At 30.4% G+C, this 19,608-nt stretch carries 15 protein-coding genes, 1 tRNA gene and 1 pseudogene; 2 read left to right on the forward strand and 15 right to left on the reverse strand.

The window, feature by feature from the left end:
* The 7 genes and pseudogenes from rplJ to QZV12_RS06305 all read right to left on the reverse strand — a co-directional run.
* On the reverse strand, positions 1–183 hold a 183-nt coding region (rplJ, locus tag QZV12_RS06275; RefSeq protein WP_295618926.1), incomplete at its 3' end, for a 50S ribosomal protein L10.
* Between the two features lies 1 nt (position 184).
* A complete protein-coding gene (locus QZV12_RS06280; RefSeq protein WP_295618929.1) occupies positions 185–820 on the reverse strand; it encodes a 50S ribosomal protein L1 in 636 nt (211 codons plus the stop codon).
* A 387-nt stretch (positions 821–1,207) separates the two neighbouring features.
* Complete coding sequence (locus QZV12_RS06285; protein ID WP_295618933.1) at positions 1,208–1,690, reverse strand: 50S ribosomal protein L11; 483 nt, start codon at positions 1,688–1,690, stop codon at positions 1,208–1,210.
* A pseudogene (locus QZV12_RS06290) lies at positions 1,690–2,144 on the reverse strand (transcription elongation factor Spt5). Before QZV12_RS06290 ends, QZV12_RS06285 begins: the two are co-directional and overlap by 1 nt.
* A 445-nt stretch (positions 2,145–2,589) precedes the next feature.
* Complete coding sequence (locus QZV12_RS06295) at positions 2,590–2,769, reverse strand: protein translocase SEC61 complex subunit gamma (RefSeq protein WP_295618936.1); 180 nt, start codon at positions 2,767–2,769, stop codon at positions 2,590–2,592.
* 418 nt (positions 2,770–3,187) lie between these two features.
* Positions 3,188–4,366 carry a cell division protein FtsZ gene (gene ftsZ / locus QZV12_RS06300; protein ID WP_295618939.1) on the reverse strand — a complete coding sequence of 393 codons (1,179 nt, stop codon included), beginning with the start codon at positions 4,364–4,366 and terminating at the stop codon, positions 3,188–3,190.
* A gap of 486 nt (positions 4,367–4,852) precedes the next feature.
* Positions 4,853–5,422 carry a pyruvate kinase alpha/beta domain-containing protein gene (locus QZV12_RS06305; protein WP_295618942.1) on the reverse strand — a complete coding sequence of 190 codons (570 nt, stop codon included), beginning with the start codon at positions 5,420–5,422 and terminating at the stop codon, positions 4,853–4,855.
* A gap of 248 nt (positions 5,423–5,670) precedes the next feature.
* Between QZV12_RS06305 and QZV12_RS06310 the strand changes: the two genes are divergently transcribed.
* The gene (locus QZV12_RS06310) at positions 5,671–6,573 is read left to right on the forward strand and encodes a coenzyme F420-0:L-glutamate ligase (RefSeq protein WP_295618945.1); all 903 of its coding nucleotides are present in this window, start codon (positions 5,671–5,673) and stop codon (positions 6,571–6,573) included.
* Between the two features lie 329 nt (positions 6,574–6,902).
* Here the strand turns inward: QZV12_RS06310 and QZV12_RS06315 are convergent, their stop codons facing one another.
* From QZV12_RS06315 to QZV12_RS06330, 4 genes are all read right to left on the reverse strand, one after another.
* Entirely contained in the window at positions 6,903–8,018 is a 1,116-nt protein-coding gene (locus QZV12_RS06315; protein ID WP_295618948.1) for a hypothetical protein, read from the reverse strand.
* Between the two features lie 397 nt (positions 8,019–8,415).
* Positions 8,416–8,919, reverse strand: a complete 504-nt coding sequence (locus tag QZV12_RS06320; RefSeq protein ID WP_295618951.1) for an amino acid-binding protein — start codon at positions 8,917–8,919, stop codon at positions 8,416–8,418.
* 322 nt (positions 8,920–9,241) lie between these two features.
* A tRNA-Ile gene (locus QZV12_RS06325) sits at positions 9,242–9,316 on the reverse strand.
* 122 nt (positions 9,317–9,438) lie between these two features.
* Entirely contained in the window at positions 9,439–9,729 is a 291-nt protein-coding gene (locus QZV12_RS06330) for an iron-sulfur cluster assembly protein (protein ID WP_295618954.1), read from the reverse strand.
* 242 nt (positions 9,730–9,971) lie between these two features.
* Here QZV12_RS06330 and QZV12_RS06335 point away from each other — a divergent pair, with 242 nt between their 5' ends.
* Entirely contained in the window at positions 9,972–11,459 is a 1,488-nt protein-coding gene (locus QZV12_RS06335; RefSeq protein WP_295618957.1) for an MFS transporter, read from the forward strand.
* 201 nt (positions 11,460–11,660) lie between these two features.
* Here the strand turns inward: QZV12_RS06335 and QZV12_RS06340 are convergent, their stop codons facing one another.
* From QZV12_RS06340 to QZV12_RS06350, 4 genes are read right to left on the reverse strand one after another with little or no spacing between them, the layout of a single operon-like run.
* Positions 11,661–12,878 carry a condensation domain-containing protein gene (locus QZV12_RS06340; protein WP_295618960.1) on the reverse strand — a complete coding sequence of 406 codons (1,218 nt, stop codon included), beginning with the start codon at positions 12,876–12,878 and terminating at the stop codon, positions 11,661–11,663.
* A gap of 41 nt (positions 12,879–12,919) precedes the next feature.
* Positions 12,920–13,693, reverse strand: coding sequence for a hypothetical protein (locus QZV12_RS13670; RefSeq protein WP_366925543.1), 774 nt, complete (start codon positions 13,691–13,693; stop codon positions 12,920–12,922).
* 12 nt (positions 13,694–13,705) lie between these two features.
* Positions 13,706–16,306 carry an AMP-binding protein gene (locus tag QZV12_RS06345; RefSeq protein WP_366925544.1) on the reverse strand — a complete coding sequence of 867 codons (2,601 nt, stop codon included), beginning with the start codon at positions 16,304–16,306 and terminating at the stop codon, positions 13,706–13,708.
* Positions 16,290–19,574 (reverse strand): AMP-binding protein, encoded by a 3,285-nt coding sequence (locus tag QZV12_RS06350; protein ID WP_295618963.1) that lies wholly within the window; start codon positions 19,572–19,574, stop codon positions 16,290–16,292. The genes QZV12_RS06345 and QZV12_RS06350 overlap by 17 nt, the downstream gene beginning before the upstream one ends.
* Positions 19,575–19,608: the final 34 nt, after the last annotated feature.

Genomic DNA, 19,608 nt, shown 5'->3' on the forward strand with positions numbered 1-19,608 from the left:
TAATTTCATAAGGTTAATTTTAGATAATCTGATAGTTGCTTTTCCTGCGAGAGTTTTTCTCATTTCTTGTAATTGTCTAGCAGGAATGTTTAATAAGTTTACAATACCTACAACTTCTGCAGATCCGATTAAACCTTTAAGTTCATTAACTTCATCCTTTTTCCATTCAGCAACGTGAGCCATCTTAAATCACCCTCACTACTGAACCCATAGTCGCTTTAATATACATGGATTTGATTTGGTTTCTTCCTTTTTCTAAATTGCGGTCTAAGACTGCAAGAACAGCTTCAATGTTTTCAGCTAACTTCTCGTCTTCCATGTCTTGAGTTCCAACTAAGATTTGGATAGAAGGTTGTTGTTTTACACCTACTTTAATGGTAGCTTGTACTCTTTCGAGTAATGGTTCGATTCTAGCACTAGCTGGCACAGGTTTAGGCATTTTGTTACGAGGCCCAAGTATAGGACCTAAGAATCTACCTACAAGTGGCATCATATCAGCTTGTGCGATAAATGAATCAACAGAGTTTACTACTTTTTTAGCAGCTTTTCTGTCTTTACCAAATTCTTGTAAATCTTCTTTGGAAATCACGACATCGACACCAGCATTTTTAGCTCCGAGAGCTAATTCCCCATCAGCGATTACGCCGACTTTGATCGGTTTTCCACGACCATTAGGAAGAGCTACTTCTTCACTAAATCTGTTTTCTGGTTTTCTGACATCTAAATCCTTGATGTTTATGATTACATCAATGGATTGAGTGAAGTTTCTCGGCTTAGCTTGTTCTTTTGCCTCCTTCACCGCTTCAATAATCTCTGTCATATAAATCCTCCATGAACTTTGTTCATAGACATTTTTTTACGAGAAATCTTCAAATTAAATAAAATCTTTAAAAAGCATTTATAAAATCTTTAGATTCCTATCAATATATCAATTACAAGCATACTGTCCTAGAACAAGTAAGACAATAGACTCATAATATCATTTACATTTAAGTGAATAAATATTATCTATTTATCATAATTAGCTGTTGACATTAAATTAATAATTAAGAAGATAGATTAAGAAGTTATAAAAATCATATAAATAATCTATTAAATAATTAAAATAATTCAATCATGCAAATTAATCACTTAAATAAATAATATATCAGCATAAATAATTTTAATTAAATTTTAGCATTTTGTAAGCAATCTAGTAGCAATATATCTATTCTACTAAGATATCGTCATACTCTCCAGCATCAACTGCTTTTTGAGCATCTCTTGGGTCTTTACCGTCAACGGTAATTCCCATACTTACACAAGTACCCATTACTTCTTTGGTAGCAGCTTTGTAGTCGTTTGCGAGTAATGAATCGAATTTCATTCTTGCAACTTTAAATGCTTGTTCTACAGACACGTCTGCTGCAACTTCAGCACCAGGTTCATGAGCACCTTTTTCAATGCCGAGTTCATCCATAATAAGTGCAGTTGTTGGAGGGGTACCAATTTCGATTTCAAATTCTTTAGTATCACTGTCGATAGTGATAATAACAGGGACTTTCATACCTGCGAAATCAGCACTTTTTTTATTGATCTCATCAACTACCTGCATCATATTAACACCGAAAGGTCCGATTGCAGGGCCTAATGGTGGACCAGGTGTAGCTGTTCCACCTTCGAGAAGAACTTCAACTGTATCTTTAGCCATTAGTCAGCCTCCTTTTTAATAATTCTAATTTGATCAGCTTTAACAGTAACAGTTCTTCACGAGATTCATCTAAACGGACAACTTTAGATTTTTCCCCTTTGAAAGGACCAGAAACAATTTCAACAATACTTCCTTTTTGTATAGAGGAAATGATTGGTTGTGGTTTTAAGAATTTCTTTACTTCTTCCAAGGTTATTTGACTGCTTGCGTCTATAGTTCCATCTTTGTTTGCACCTACTATACCTCTTAAATGACGAACTTTCATATCAGGGTTCTTCATATCAAGGTTAGTTGCAGATTCGACTATAATATAACCTTTTAATGATTCCGGCACAACAATTGACTTAATATCTACTCCAGGTTTGTCCGCTTTCATCGCTAAAAGTCTTGCAACATTTCGTTCTTGACCTGCTGATGTTTTAAGAGCAAATATGGAATTTTTAGCATCTTCCATTTAAATTCACCTATAATTAATATTTGTAATTTAATAATAAATTTATAGATTAAATTAATAGTTATATAAAGTAAAATTTTATTATTTCCCTTAATTTAAATATCCATATAGAAGCATTTCCTTTCAATTCTAATCTAACTTTTGTAAAATTACAAAACAGCAGAGATTATTTAAATTTTGAAAAAAATAACAAAATTAAATAATTTATAGACTAAAATCCACAATTTAAATTTAAGAAAATATGAATGTTAAAGTAAAATAAATAAAATTAGATTCATATAATAAAAATATGTATGTAATTACAAGTATATAAATGTTTCAAATTTTAGGACTTTTCATCACGAAAAAAGAGTGAAAAAAAATCAATGATGAAACATCATTAAAAATACTAAAAATAGCTAAATAAAAAATAAGAATATTTTTTAAAAAAATAATAGCAAATAGGTTATAAACCTATTAAGTAAGCTATTATGAAAATAATGAAACCGATTAATCCAATGATTGCAATACCTATTGCAGTTACCTTGGAAAAATCCAAATATTCTTCACGATCTGGTTTCTTAGCTACTTTTAAAACTCTTTTACTTTGTTTTATAAAATCATTAGTAGTTTCTTTAAAATCCATAAAATCCCTACATATATAAAAGTTAAGTTAATAATAAATTAAATAAATTTTAATAATTTTAAACAGATTTAAATAAATTTAAACACATCTCACTTTATAAAATTTATTTGTACAATAAGACTATTTTTTAATCTTAATTTATAATAATAGTATATGTTATATTTGACTACATTAATAAAGTTTTGCATAAAAATATCAAAAATTTCATGAAAAATCTAAAAAATAGCATTTTTAATAATATTATAAAATAAAATTAAAAAAAGAAAAAATCTTTAAGAAAAACCTAAAGAAATTTAAAAGTCAACTTACCTAACCCAAAAAAAGATTTTGGTCAAGGTTTTTGAGCCGCAGACTCAAAAAGCTTGGCTCCAAAACTTGAATCCAAAGTTTGAGTTGAAAGCTTTGACAAATCTTAGGCTTAGAATATACCATCTAAGAATTCATCTAAAGGATCTGAAGGAGCGTCTTTAGATTCACCTAATACAGTTCCTCCAAATTCATCATCTTCCTCTTCACCGAAGTCGATATCTTCGAAGTCTTCGCTTTCAGGTTCAATGGTATATTGAGATTTAACACCAGAAACAACAATGGTTGTTCTAATCATGTTATGCAATTCTTCATCAATTTGAGCTCCCCAAATGATGTTTGCTTCTGGATCTAATCTGTCACCAACAATTTGTACAATCTTTTCAGCTTCATTCAAGGTTAAGTCAGAACTACCTGAAATGTTAATTAAAGCACCTTTAGCATTGGAAATGTCAATGTCTAATAATGGGCTGCTTAATGCTTCATGTACAGATTCAATAGCTCTGTCACCAGATTCAGATTCACCCATACCAATCATTGCCATACCGGAACCTTTCATAATGGAACTGATATCAGCAAAGTCTAAACTAATGAGTCCAGGTTTGGTAATGAGTTCAGTGATTCCTTTAACAGCTCTTCCTAAGATTTCATCGGAAGCCATAAATGCTTTGTTTAAAGGAAGGTTTGGAGCTACTTCTAATAATTTATCATTAGGAATAACAATTACAGTATCTGCATTTTCTTGAAGTTTTGCTAAACCAATTTCTGCATTTTCTCTTCTTTTTACACCTTCAGCAGAGAATGGCATGGTTGCTACAGCAACAGTTAAAGCACCTGCTTTTTTAGCTACTTTTGCAATGACAGGAGCAGAACCGGTACCAGTTCCACCACCAAGACCGCAGGTAACAAATACCATGTCAGCGCCTTCTAATTCTTCTCTAATGTCCTCTTCACTTTCTTCAGCAGATTCTTCACCTACGGTAGGTTCTCCACCAGCACCGAGACCACCGCAAGTTTGTCTACCTAAAAGCAATTTTTTATCAGCAGTACTATAGAATAAATCTTGAGCATCAGTATTTACAGTAATAGTTCTTGCACCTTCAATACCAATTTCAGTTAATCTTGAAATTGTATTGTTTCCTGCACCACCAGTACCAACTACAATAATGTTAGCACGGCTTCCTTCAATGATTTTTAATAATTCTTCATCTAAAGCATCATTTGACTTTTTAGGAACAGATTTTTCAATGGTTTCTTCTGATCCTTTAATTGCATCATCTATAAACTTCACGAGTAAACCCCACAATTATTGATTATTTTAAAAATTATTTCTAATAAGTATAAATTATTTATTAATTATGTTTAAAGTAATATTTAAATGTTTAAAGTCATTTTTAAAATTGATTGAAAAATTTAAAATAAAAATATTAAAAACATAAAAATTGTTTTATATAAATAAAACATGCCATGAAATTTTATTAAATTGTCTTAAAAAATAAAAGATTATTAGAGTTTTTTCTAATTTTAAAAAATATCATGAAAAAAATAATATGTATTATAAACTATTTAAATTTGTACTTTTATTTTACACTTCAAAGTATATAACTATTATCCTTGAAAATTAAAAAAATTTGAAAAATTATAAAATAAGCAAAAAAATAAAAAAATAAAAAAATAAAAAAATAAACTATTTTAAAAATAGTTTTTTAAAAATAGTTTTTTAAAAATAGGATTTTAAAAATAGTATTTTGAAAATAGTATTTAAAAAACTAAATAATCAAGGTCTTGGCATAGCTATGACTTCATGGAATTTCATGTCAAATACATTAGTCATATTAGCGGCAGTCATTACAACAGCAGTGTCTACTCCATGGCCAGTACCACCAATAGCAATTATCTCTTCACCTACTGGAATCAAACCTGCATCTGCAAGCATGATGGAAATTTCAGCACATACCTTAAAACCTTGACAGATTGTTCTGTAGGTTGCAGCAATGATTTCTACAGGAGTTGCTCCTCCGAACTTTTTGGAAATGCTTTTTCCAACGCCACTTAAAGCATGTGATCCTACAAAGGTAACAATTCCTTCAGCTTCAAGCTTTGCTCTTGTTTCATCATCAATTTGTGCCTTGTTTGGTTCTTTGAAACCTACATGGTGAGAACAGTTTACAATAGTTACATCCATACCTTTTAATGCTTCATTCAATTTTAAAGCACTTTCACCAGTTGAAGATGCAATAGCTACATATTTGATGTCTGAACCTTCTAATCTGTCCTTTACAAGCCCAATAAGAGCATCAGTATTTTCAATACCTGGTTCTTCGAAATAAGTAATTGTCTTTTCCATAATTAAATCTCCCACAAACTTTTTGAAATTAATAAATATTTATTAAAATTCTTAAAATCAATCAATAGATTTTTAAAAAATCATATTCAATTAATAACTTGATACTCAAATTGAATAATCAAATTGAATAAAATAAATAAACAATAATAATTATATATTTACTAATATAAAATTATACTATTAAATGAATTAACTTTTTAATTAATCTTAAATTAACTTTTAAATTTTTATTTGAATGAAATGATACCATGACAACTAATCCAACTTATAAAGAATCCCAAACTGAGGAAGGCCAAAAATACAAATATGTTGAAATAAGAGGATATCAGGTTATCCCTATTGAAACACATTATATCAAGCCAAATGAAAGCATAGATTTCATGATTGAAGACATATCCAAATTAGAGGAAGATGGAGATTATTTGGTTATTGCAGAAACTCCAATTTCTGTTTCTCAAGGAAGATTAGTTGATGAAGCGGATTATACCCCATCATTCAAGGCTACATTTTTAGCTACCTATTGGAGCAAATACCTCTGGGGATATGTTCTTGGACCTCTTCTTGGAATAAAGAAAAGAACCATAAAAAATTTAAGGAAACTTCCAGAAGAGTCTAAAAGACATAAAGAACTTGTTTTAGATTTATATGGTTGGAAACATGCATTAAAACCTGCCTCAGAAGCAGGAATCGATTTAAGCAATGCACCGGGAACCTGTGTTTCACTCCTTCCAGAAGACCCTGAAAAGGTAGCTAAGGAAATCAGTGCAGACATAAAAAGCAAAACCAACAACACAATTACCACATTAATCATTGATACCGATGCAACTTATAGAAGAGGAGACAAGTATTTTACAGGACTTCCAATAGCAATTCCCGGTATTGAAGCAGATATGGGCGTTTTTGGATATACATTAGGCCAACTGTCTGAGAATTTAGGATCCACACCTCTTGGATGTTCAAGAGAAATAGCTGTTGATGAGGCAATTGAAATAGCTAATGTAGCTGAAGACTATCAAAAATCATTATCCCCTGCAATGGAAACAATTTACAGTGTAAAAGAAGTTTTAGGTTCTGATACTGATGGAGTGACTGTAGAATCATTAGATTCTATTATTCATACCCCTGCAGTTTTAATTAGGAAAATGGAATAATTATTAACTTTTTTTATAAAAATAAATACTTTTTTATTTCTTTTAAAATAATTTTAATCAAAAAATAAAATCTTTTTTATTATTTTTATAATTCTAATTTAACTTATATTAAAAAATCAATATAAAAATAAATCTTGAATAAAATAGTTAAAACAACTAAAATAGCAATATCCAATAGTTAAATAATGAAAATGATTAAAATAATTAAAATAATTAAAATAATTCAAAATTAAAGAATTAAATAATAAATATAAATAATAAAATAATTTAAAAAAAGCAATATAGATTTAAGAAAAAGAAATAAAAATTAAAAAAAGAAAAATAAGAAATTAGCTAGAGATTACTTCATCTACAGCTCTAATTTCTTCTCTGATTCTATCGATTTTTTCTTGATTGTCATCAAATTCTAAATCGACATCACATTCTGGACAGAGGAATTCAACAGTTGAAGCGTCCTCAAAGTCGAGACGGTAATGACCAAATGGACAAACAAAGAACATGTTGTTTACTTCATAATCAAGCTCTTCATTTAATCTTTTAAGTTCAGAACTTGCCAAATTGAATTCTAATTTTCTGTATTCATCCTCATTGAAAGTCCAATCATAAGTGTACCATTGAGTTTCCTTATCCTTATCCCTTTTATAACTTGCTAAACGCATGTCATATAATTTATAGAGGATTTTTCTTACAATATTCAACTTACATGTGAGTCTTTCAGAGATTCCTTCATCAGTGCTGCATCCTTCCTTAAGAGAACTGATGATTTCATCAAAGGTGAGATACCAGAATTTATGATATACTGCTCTTTTTTGTTTCTTATCCTTTTTAGCTTTAGGTTTGGATTTTTTAGCAGCTTCTTCTTCTACAGGTTCTTCAATGACTGCATCTTCTTCCTTATCTTCATTAATAGTTTTCTTATCGTCTTCAGAGATTTCATCAGAAACTTTTTCAATACCAGTTTCAGCATTCTCTTCAGCATTCTCTTCTGTTGCTTGTTCTTCTTTTTCCTTAGCCTCTTTCTCTTTTTTATCTCCTTTAATTAAAGCAGTGAAATTATCATTTAATGTTTTGAGGGTTTTTTGAGAGTAGGTTTTCTTGGTTTCAAGCAAAAGAGATTCGTTTTCTTCAATGAATTGGTCTACAAGTTTTATGTCTAATTTGAGTTTTTTAGCCATTTCTTCATGGGAAAGCTTTCCAGATCTGAAGTGTTTCATTAATTTAACGCAGCCCTCATTAACTTTAACATTATAAACAAAGTTATTGGTTTCGAGCAATTTAAGAATATCGTTAACTGTTTTAACATCTATTTTAGTTTTTCTAGCAATAGCTTTATCATCACATAATCTGGTCTTAGGCCAATCTTTAAGACATCCGATAACTTCTACAGCTTCATCGAAATCAAATATTTCCGGAAATAAATTTTGAATAATTGGATCTCTTAACATAATAGGTTCTTCCTTATAGAATCTTGAATTTAAAATAAAAAATCTAAAATTATAATTTTAATTTAATAGGCAATCAATGAAAAATTGATAAATTTCATAAATTACATATTGAGTTATGATTTAATAAATTACATTATATCTATATTTATATACACACTATATTATAAATTTAATGTTTTCATAAAATAATTTTAAAAAATTAAAAAATTTTTAATCAAAACCAAAAAATAGACTTGATTAAAAAAAAAACTTTTAATAAGATAAAGAAGATTAAATAAAATACTTAAATAATTTTTAATAAATATATAATATGTATATGGAAAAATATGAAAAATATATGAAAAATTTATAAAACCTTAAAAAAACTGATTAAAGGATTTATTGAAAACAAAATAATTCATAAAATAGAAACCTTTAAAACTCCTTCCACCTTAATGAATTCGTTTAAAAGTTCACCAGGAATTGGATCTTCTGTAATGATTGTTAAAACAGGATTGCCACCTAAACGAATGTCACCAGCATATGCCTGACGAATGCTTAGATTATGCTTGCTCATTATCCAAGCGACCTTAGCCAAAACACCATCGCTATTTTCACCGCCTTCTATTTCAATTACACCTAAGTTCAAGTGTTTTGCAATATTCTTTATCAATGTTCCAGCAGGAATGATGTTTGAAAATATTTCATACAGCTCCTCATCAGCAACAATAACATCTACAGTGGATTTGATTACCCTACGATCAACATTGGTAGCTGCTGCCAAAGCTGAATCGCTAATTTTTAGATTCCCACAATAGATTTTCCCATCTTCTCCAACACTCAATCCTAATTCAAACATCTTTTGAGCAACACTCATTCTTGCAGGATATTTACTGAACTTTGAATTTAAACTTTCCCACATACTATCACCATATAGCTCCTAATATATTTTGTATTTCTAATAATATATTGTACTTTTAAGTATATAAATGTATAATAATACATAAAAATGTACATTATAACTTTTAAACATTAAAAAATCAGTATTAAAAAATGATAAAAAAAGCTAAAAAAGTTATAAAAAAAATAAAACACCTAATAAAAAAACGATAGACAATCCATAAAAAATAAAAACCCCTTAAAAAAACGATAGACAATCCATAAAAAATAAAAAATCCAATAAAAAACAATAAAATTGTCTATAAAATGTAAAATATGTAAAAAAAATATAAAATTAGTAAAAGTAGGCTAGCTGGGATTCGAACCCAGGACCTCACGGTTATCAGCCGTGCGCGCTGACCAGGCTGTGCCACTAGCCTATGAGAATAAAATACAACTATTATAAATTATATGCTAACTAATATATAAATCTTTTGCTTAATAGCATGAAAAATTAAAAAACGAAAGTAGTTAAAAGAATAAGAAATTAAGTTTAAAAAACTTAATTATCTTTGTTAAGCATCTCATTAAGAGCATCAGCCATTACGTGACCTTCGATAATGAGTTTGACTTTGTCTATTCCTTCAACTTTTAAAGCTTCAGCTTTTGCTTGAGCAGCAATACGGGTAACACTCATACAACCAGGGTTAGTAGGTTTAATTACTAATTCAGCAGTTGATCCATCAATTGCAATAGATTGTACAATACCCATTTCTACAATACTTACACCCATGTGAGGGTCGTTTACTACAGAAACTGCATCTTTAACAGCGAATGCTAATTCTTCAGACATGTTATCTCCTCGTATGTTTTTTATATTAAATTTTTATCATTATCGTAAGAATAAAATTAATTAAATTCTTATCTTAACAAAAAGTTAATAATATAACTATTGTTTTAATTATATTTATACATATCAATTGTAATAAAATAATAAATTTAAATATTAAATTGAAATAATAAGTTAAAAACGCAAGAAAACTATTAAAAAAAAATTGATAACTTATATATAATAACATTTTCAAATTATAGAATATGAATAATGATGCAAACGAAACTAAAAGAGGTACCTATTTTGTCTCTTCACTGGCAATGACTACCTCATTAACCGAATATGGAATTTCATCAATTTTTACACTGTTTCTAATACATGTGCTTCACTTTTCAATTCCATTATCTTCCAGCATGTATTCACAATACTATCTATTCGCCTACACCTTGCCTATTATTGTAGGATTGATTTCAGACCGTTATTTAAGCAGAACCACATCACTTTTAATAGGATTCATTTCAATGATAATAAGTCAGATAATCCTATTCATATCCGCTTCACTATATGCTCCAAGCAGTGTTCAGCTGACAACAATTACATTTAATCTGCAAAACACCTTATTCATCATAGGATTGGCTTTCTTAGCTATGGGAACAAGTTTTGCAAACAACACCTTTTCAAATATAATCAGTTTAATCAGCAAAAACACAAAAGAAGCAGGAATAGATTCATATGCTATTTACTACTCACTCTTAAACTTTGGAGTCATCATCGGAATTTTAATAATGACTTTCATTGTAGGAGATACAAATTACCTTTTATTCAAATGGTCATTTTTAATATTTGCAATTTTCGAAGCAATTGCATTAATCATATTCCTATATGCCAGACATGTGTTTTTGGTAAATTATAAAGGGGAACACCTACATGAAATAATAGACACAATGGAAACTAAGGGCGAAAGTGGGATTTGGAAAAAACTCTTTTCAGAAATTAAAGGATTAGTATATGCAATTCTACATTTAAGAACAGTGCTGTCAAATTTCCTCGCATCATTATCAAAAAAGGATAAGGACAGACTCACATTATTCTTCCTGATAATATTTTTCATCATAGTCTATAAGATAGGATACAATCAATCCAGCGCATCCATGATCCTATTTGAAGAAAACTATGTTTTAAGGGATTATGGATTTTTAGTATTGCCTGTACAGCTTTTCAGCATCTTTAACCCCTTTTTTATCATAATATTGACTCCATTATATTCAAAATTCAATCAAAAGGTTGCTGAAAAGAATTGGGATTTGGGAATTGTAGCTAGAATTGGAATAGGAATGATATTATTATCCATTTGTTTTGTTGTAATGGCTAATGTGAGTTATCAAATTGATATTGGAGCAACTGATAAGGTCAATATCATTTGGATAATAATCTTTGAAATAATTTTAGCGATTTCTGAACTATTCTTATCAGTAACAGGTTACGCCATGGTTGCAGAATTGGCTCCAGCCCAGTACTTTGCACTGTTTTTCGGAATTTTCCAATCAACAAATGCGATTGCAAAATACATTGCGGGAATGGTCATCAAGATTTTCCCAGGACCAGAAAGTACAGTAAACTATATAGGACATATGCCAATTAATGGATTAAGCAACTTTTTCCTGATATTCGTATTTCCAGCATTAGTTTGTGGACTTATACTAGTTTATAAACGAAAATCATTAGAAAAAAGAGTTCATCATGGAGAATAAACAATTATTCTTCCACTTTTCATTATTTAGAAAAAAGAGTTAATCATGGAGAATAAACAATTATTCTTTCATTTTTTCCTTATTAAATAAGCCCATCACCAATAAAAACAAATATCATCTAATTTTTCCATATTAAATAAGCCCATCACCAATAAAAACAAATATCATCTAATTTTTCCATATTAAACGAGCCCATCACCATTAAAAGCAAATATCATCTAATTTTTCCATATTAATTATTTGAACCAATATTTGACCATATGCTTCAACAAAATGAATTGCAGTCTCCCTTGAAAACATATCCGAATGATTTACATGAATAACATATCCATCATCCAAATCATTGATTACACAGAAAAAGTCTGAAAAGGAATCCTTAAAGCTTTCTTTTACAATCATATCATCACCAATATCAGATACATCGTTAAAGTCAAGGTTATACTCAAACAATACCTCATTGTTTAAATTAAATTCTTTTTCAAGCAATCTGAATGGATAAATATTGTAAAACATGGAATTTAATGCCAAATCAGAAAAATAATCCAAATAATCCTTTACATAATCCTTTTTGCAATCCACTAAAATTGGAGTTGTCCGAGCAAACATCCCTAAAGAATCCTGAAGATTGCTTTCATGACGTCCATGCTCTACAAAATTATAGCAAACTTTATCGCTATTAATAAAGCGAGAGTAAGCATATGCAAATGCTGCATTTAATAAAGTTCCTACCGTATGGTTATTGTCTTGAGCAAATTCCTCTATACTGCTTTTGACTCCTCGAATTGGATATGAAACGATTCCTCGAGAAGCATTCGAATCCTTTTCCAATGAACCGACTTCATCAATATCAGCCAATACTTCTTTGAAAAATTCATGTGCAGACTCATAGCTTGGATCAAATTTGGAGTCAAAAGAATCAAAACTTGCATAAACAAAACCTAAATCCACATCATCATCTAATTCTCCTTCAAAAGCAGCGTTCAAATCATTTTCAATTATGCCATATCCTGTAGCATCATTAATGATATGATGAATATCGTAGGCTATTGATTTGGAATACTCATTGTCAATTATAAAGAAGCGAACCAAGTACTTTTCCAAATCAAAAGGCTTCATAAGACTAGAATAATCATCAGTATTGCAAATCTCAATTAATGGATAGCTGTCACAAATTAAAAGAGGCATATTTTCATTTTCAACAATGCGTCCCTTTAAGATAGGGTGTCTATCAATCAATGAATGAATTGCATCTTTTATTTCATCAATTGATTTATCTAAAGGACATTCATAGAGTTCTAAAGTAGAATATGCATTGCCCATATCCTTATCCTTTTCATTGAAGTAAATTTCCAATTGAGGTTCTGATAATGCACAAATAATATGATTCTCTTTAAAAGCATGGTTTCCAATGAATTCCAATTCAGATTTAATGTTTTCAATAAATTCTGTAAAGCCATTATCTATATATATGTGTTTTCAGGATAATTTCCACTAATGGAATAAAAATTATCTAAACGATTAATATTGAAATCAACACCATAAGTATTATCCTGATTAATTTTAATATCAGATCCCCCTTCTTGAGATAAAACAGAATTATTTTCATCTTTTTGGGACAAATCAGAATTAGTCCCACCTTCTTGAGACAAATTATGATTAATAGATTTAAATAAATTATTTTCATATTTAAATTCCGTACTTAAGAAATTGAAAGTTACAGGACAGTGCTTATACTCAAATTCCTCAGAAGTATAAATCAATGAAGCATAATTCAAACCTAAATTATTTATGTCTTTAAATGCAGTTTTGAGTTTATAAACGTCATTTACAATGGAAATGTCATCATAATTGATATCAATATCAATTGGAATAGGATATTGGCTAGTAAACCACCCCACGGTTCTGTAAAGTTCTGCAATACTTTCATCACGGCCAAAGGATTCGTAATTTAATATAATGTCCTTGGCATATGTCTTTTTATATGCTCTTGCAATAGCCAAAGCCCAGTATTCCTCTTCAGACAACATTAATAAATTGTCAACATCATAATCTAGGCCAACTTTGAAATCGAATCTCTTTGCAGTTCCCTTAATTTGAGAATCATCCAACAGATCATTGACTTCCATCCAATGCTCCTTTTCATCTTCAGAAATATTATTGGCTAATTCCTTAACATCTTCAATCCATGATTCAAATGAATAGGGCCTATTAAGCTTTAATCTGCTATTTTCCAAATGATTGTAGATTTAGGTCAAATCATCCAATATTATGCTCCAGCTTACCCCATCAACAATCAAGTGATGGATAACGAAAATAAGATAGGATTTGTTGTCATATCTAAGAAGGCTAACATAAATAAGCTTATTGAAAACATCAAGTGAATCTTTAGATTTTCTAATGATTTTTCCAATATTGCCATCAAAATCATCAGCTATTTCAAATTCATTGATTTGGCAAATTTGCATATTAGAGGGCATTATTTTCTGCATATGCTTTCCATTTTCAAGAGTGAATTTTGCCCTTAGCATTTCATGGAGGTTTGTCAATTCATCTAAAGCAGCTTGCAGGAGATCAATATCCAAATCAATTGTAGATTCTAAAATAAACTCCTGTGTGTAGTCATTTCTATTGATTTGGTCAAAGAAGTAACTTTGAATAGGAAGCAAGTCAAAACTACTATTATAATCATTAGATTTATCTTTAAGATTTGAATAATTAGACTTCTCTTCTTCACCTTTAAGATTTGAATAGCTAGACTTTTCTTCTTCACCTTTAAGATTTGAATAATTAGAATATTCAGTCTTATCCTTAATATTTTGAGCAATTAAATAAGGAGTTTTATAATTCAAAATGTCTCTTGGATTGCATGAAATATTCTGATTTTGAAGTAGGGAAACGATACGAATGGCTTTAATGGAATCTCCACCTAAACGATAAAAGTTGTCATTTATTCCTACTCGATCCATGTCTAAAACATTTTCCCAAATTTCAACAATCACCTTTTCAATATCGTTAGTAGGTGAGAGATATTTGCATTTGCTTGATTTAGGACGAGGCAAATTCTTAGTATCAATTTTTCCATTCTTATTTATTGGTATGGATTCTATCTGCATTATTGAAGAGGGAAGCATAAATGGAAGGAGAACAGCAGTTAAATCATTTAACAGTTTTTCCGTATCAATTTTCCTATCACTGACAATATAGGAATGCAATTGGGTTTTGCTGGAATTTGCAACGGTGACTGCTTGAATTATATCCTCATTTTTCTCAATTTGCCTATTGATCTCATCAATTTCAATTCTTTGACCATTAATTTTAATTTGCGAATCCTTTCTTCCAATGAAGTTTATTTCATAGTTCTCATCAAGATATGCCAAATCACCAGTGCAATACAATCTGCCTTCATCAAATGGATTGGAAATGAAATGCTTATCTGTTTCATCATCCTGATTTATATATCCTTCAGACAGTTGCTTTCCACCAATGCATAATTCTCCAGGGATGCCTATAGGACACAACTGCTTTTCATCATTTAAAATATAAATCTGAGTGTTGATGTTAGCTTTTCCTATAGTGACCTTATCTGAAATGACTTTTTTTATGCTTGCAAAAATAGTTGCTTCACAAGGTCCATAAGCATTAAATATAACTGGATTATAGTCTTTACGGATTTCAGCAACTAAACTTTCACTTAAAGCTTCACCTGCAAGTATCAATTGCCCTAGATTCCCCATAATATTTTCAAAATTTGGAAGTGTGAAAAACATTTTCAGCTTAAATGGGACAGTATTGATGATTGACTTTTGATTAAGGATATCCTTAGGAATTTGTGTAAAGTCATAATTTTCATCGATTATATGAAGTTGGATTCCATTCAATAGAGAAAATATGATTTCAAAGAGATGTGTGTCAAATCCAATGTTTGTTGTATGGTAAAAAACATTCATATCCTTATCATAAAATTCCTTTTGAGCACTGATTAAGAAGCTTTCAATATTTTCATGAGAGATTTGCACTCCTTTTGGAATGCCTGTAGTTCCAGAGGTATGAAGAATGGACAATTTCCCTTGACAAGACAAGTCCAAGCCATCATAATCAAAATCAAAATCATATTCATATAATGATTTTTGGCCTAAATCAACAACAACATTCTCTAAATCCAAATCAATATTTGTCAGCACCGCTTTAGCATCAACATCATCAATAATGTGCATTATCCTTTTTTTAGGAGCTGTTGGATTTAGTGGAACATAAACTGCATTTAATTTTAAAATGCTGTAAAAGGCCAAAACAGATTCAATACTGCGGTTAGCCACCAATACAACAGCATCTTGTTCATTAAGATTAAAATTATCCTTTAAATAATTCGCTAAACTATTGGTTTTTAAATTAAAATCTTCATAGCTTAAGGAAGATTCATTATCAGATAGGATAATCTGATAAGGATTTTCCATTATCTGTTTTCTAAGTGAAGATAGAATCGAATCAGTTTCAAAATCCCTTTTAACGCCAGAATTCTCCAATATCATTTCCTTTTCAGATGGGGATAGGATGCTTATATCAGATATTCGCTTATCCATATTTTCTCCAATAGCATCAATTAAACGGACATAATGATTCAATAATCTGTTGATTTTTCCAAAGGAATATAAGTCATTATTATAATCAAATTCAACTGTCAACTGAGAGGGACTGTTCTTTAATGTGCAAGTCAAATCAAATTTTGATTCATTCCACTCTAAATCATTGTCAAAATCAGCAGCAGTATTTTGTATAAATGCAATGCTGAATAATGGATTATAGGAATCATTTGTAGTTATCCTATGAGTTTCAATTATTTTGCTCAATTGAAAAATTTTGATTGGCAAATAGCTTAGCCAATTCCTCTCCATTTTTGATTAAGGTCTCTCTTACAGTGTCTTTGCCGGATATTGATTGTATAAAAGGCAATGTATTTACAAACATTCCCATAGCTTTTTCCAAACTTGGATGTGTTCTTCCGCTTGTTACAGTCCCTATCTGTATAACGGATTCATCAGTGTACTTATGAAGCAAAACAATAAATTGTGAAAGCAATAATTGGTAAATGGTAGTGTTATTTTCTCTTGCAAGCTTTTCGATAATTTTCTTATCAAATTCATAGCTAATCCTATTTCCATTGAAAGTTTGGTTTAGAGACCTCTTAAAATCAGTTGCCAATATAGTCCCATAATCTGAAATTTCCTTGTTTTTCCAATAATCCTCTTCTAAAGCCTGCTGTTTAAGCACCCAAAGAGAATAATCCTTATATTGAACATCATTGCCCTCTAATGGCTTATCGTAATAAGCATCCTTAATCTTGCCATACAATAAATCCAGACTTATCTGATCTCCGATTGCGTGGTACATGTCTCTGAAAATGTAATTGTCACCATTAAATTCAATGACTTTTATTCTAAGCAATAGATCTGTCTCTAATTTGAATGGTTGAATATTTTCCAAAAACACTTCACCAATATCCTCATCCTCTTCAACTTTAATGAAGTCTACAGCAATAGGCCGTTTTTCATGGACCCGTTGTATGAAATGACCATTTTCCATATGAAGGGAAGTTCTTAATATCTCTTCAGATCCAATGACCTTGTTTACGCTATCCTCTAATTTGGCAATATCAATGGAATTTTCAAGTTTACGGACTTTTGGCAAATTATAGTTAGTCAAACTTGGATTTTTACGGTAAAGGACATACAATCTCTTTTGTTGAGAGGACATTGGATATTCATTGGAAATTCTTGACTTAGCCTTTTCTATCTCTTCAGTGAATGTCTTTCCATCAATCAATTTTGACAGATTTCTTATTGTCGGATTGTTCATTAAATCCACATGCTTCAAATGTATTCCAAATTCATGATAAATCTCTGAATTCAACTCCATCAATCTAAGGGATGTAAATCCTAGCTTGAATAAATTATCGGTGACTCCAAAATTATCATGACCTAATATATTTTTACAGAAATCATAAACCCTTCTTTCAATATCATTGGTTGGCTTTGCATTTTCTGTGCTTAATTCCGGTTTGGGAAAACTCTTTCGGTCAATTTTTCCACTAGGAGTTTCAGGAAACTTATCCAATTGGATGAAAAAGGTTGGAATCATGTATTGTGATAGGAATTTCTCTAAATAATCCTTTAAATCTGAAATGTCAATCTTTGTTTCAGAGGTGAAATAGGCACATAAGTGCTTTTCATTGCTTATTTCGTGAAGCAGGACAATGGCATTCTGAATTTCAGGATATTTGACAATCACCTGTTCAATGTCTTCAGGATCCACCCTTTGACCTCTTAACTTAATTTGATTGTCAACCCTTCCCTTAATTATTATTTCATCTGAAGGAAGCTGAATTGCATAATCTCCAGACTTGTAATAAGGCAAACCATTTAGAGAAATAAAGGCTTCTTTGGTTTTCTCCTCTAAATTCAAATAGCCCTTGCTGACACCTATTCCTCCAATATACAGCTCACCAATTACGCCATAAGGCAATAATTTTCCATCAATATCCCTAACATCTGTGACATAATTGTGAATAGGCTTTCCATTTGTTATGAAGTCAGGATTTTCAATTTTTTTAGAATTTGAGGTTAAGCTGGTTTCCAAAGGACCGTAACCATTATAAATGTCAATATCAGCATATTCCTTAATTGATTCATAAACGTTCTTTGTAAATTGCTCTCCTCCACAGCCCATTCCCTTAAATTGCTTTATTGCCTTTCTAAACTCAGGAACCTGGAGATAAGAGAGCACCCTTGAAGGAGTTAAATTCACAAATTCCGGTTTGGTCCTTTCAATCAAATCAGACAATAAGACAATGTCTTTAATTTCATCATCACTTGCAAATATCAGTTCCTTATCATTAGTCAATGCCACTAAAATGTCCTCTTCAGAAATGTCAAAGGCAATTGAAGAGATGGACAATAGGCTTTTAAACCTATTCTTAATATGTACGGAAGTCAAATTGGATATTCCGCAATGAGTTGAAATAACACCTTTCGGATTTCCAGTTGAACCTGAAGTGTAAAGGATAAAAATAGGATCATCCACCTTCAGCTCAACATCAGGACAAGTTGGATCCCCTTCATTGATTAGGTCTTGAGGATTGATTGCAACATCAATGGATTCATTTGTGATGATGTACCTTGAATTGGAATCATTTCTTATGTAATTTATTCTTTCGATAGGATAATTCATATCCAATGGAATGGCTACACATCCTGCCTTGATGATTCCTAAAAAAGTAGTTATTAGAGTCTTATTCCGGGCAAGCATAAAGGATATTGTGCTTCCCTTTTGAATTCCCCTTTTTATTAAAGCGTTGGCTATTCTGTTTGCCTCATCATTGACTTGCTTAAATGTATACTCTTCACCGCAAGTCCTTAAGGCAATCTTTCCAGGGGTTTTATTGGCTTGATCTTCCAATAGAACATTTACTAAAGGGTTTCTTTTAAGTTCATACTTCAATGGGGGCACTTCATCCCTAAGTGCAATATCTTCAATTCTAAGCTTTGAATCATCAGCAACACCATCACCAAAACCAACACTTGAAGTATCGGCAATGCTAAATTGGTCCAATACCCATTTAATGCTTCTTAAAAATGAATGAATATATGAAAAAGTGTATTTGTTAGCATCAAACCTAAATTTCAGCAGATATAAATTAGAGGATTCCTCAACAATTAAGGAATTTTCAGCATCCTCCTCTAAATCGTTGAAAACATAGGAAAAATAAGAATTTTCATCAAATTGATTTAATTGTTCATAAGCATGTTCTGAATTGGAATAAAGATCCATAAGATTGGCAATATAATCATAGACAGTTCTTTTTCTATCTTCATCATTAAATCTTAAAGGAAACTCTCTTGAATCTTCATCAATCTTAGATTTTACCTTAATAAAAATTTTTGTGCTATTGGTGTATTTTGTTAATGTGATGCATGCAGCGGCTAAAAATAGCAAATTTGGATTTGAATCATATTTTAATGCCAAATCATCAATTTTTGATTTGACGATGGAAATATCCTCATATTCCACTTTAAGAATCTCATCCTCATTTTTATTTGACATGAGCAATGTAGGCTGCATAAAATCACATAAATTAAAAATAGTTTTGAGAAAA

Origin of the sequence: uncultured Methanobrevibacter sp. (assembly GCF_902769175.1) — an archaeon.
Lineage (GTDB): Archaea > Methanobacteriota > Methanobacteria > Methanobacteriales > Methanobacteriaceae > Methanobrevibacter.

Excerpts from the sequence above, each read along its gene's own strand:
- QZV12_RS06310 (WP_295618945.1), top strand. The coding sequence starts at position 5,671 with ATGACAACTAATCCAACTTATAAAGAATCCCAAACTGAGGAAGGCCAA.
- QZV12_RS06335 (WP_295618957.1), top strand. The coding sequence starts at position 9,972 with ATGAATAATGATGCAAACGAAACTAAAAGAGGTACCTATTTTGTCTCT.
- QZV12_RS06285 (WP_295618933.1), bottom strand. The coding sequence starts at position 1,690 with ATGGCTAAAGATACAGTTGAAGTTCTTCTCGAAGGTGGAACAGCTACA.
- QZV12_RS06350 (WP_295618963.1), bottom strand. The coding sequence starts at position 19,574 with ATGCAGCCTACATTGCTCATGTCAAATAAAAATGAGGATGAGATTCTT.
- QZV12_RS06295 (WP_295618936.1), bottom strand. The coding sequence starts at position 2,769 with ATGGATTTTAAAGAAACTACTAATGATTTTATAAAACAAAGTAAAAGA.
- QZV12_RS06330 (WP_295618954.1), bottom strand. The coding sequence starts at position 9,729 with ATGTCTGAAGAATTAGCATTCGCTGTTAAAGATGCAGTTTCTGTAGTA.
- QZV12_RS06320 (WP_295618951.1), bottom strand. The coding sequence starts at position 8,919 with ATGTGGGAAAGTTTAAATTCAAAGTTCAGTAAATATCCTGCAAGAATG.
- QZV12_RS06305 (WP_295618942.1), bottom strand. The coding sequence starts at position 5,422 with ATGGAAAAGACAATTACTTATTTCGAAGAACCAGGTATTGAAAATACT.
- QZV12_RS06315 (WP_295618948.1), bottom strand. The coding sequence starts at position 8,018 with ATGTTAAGAGATCCAATTATTCAAAATTTATTTCCGGAAATATTTGAT.
- QZV12_RS06280 (WP_295618929.1), bottom strand. The coding sequence starts at position 820 with ATGACAGAGATTATTGAAGCGGTGAAGGAGGCAAAAGAACAAGCTAAG.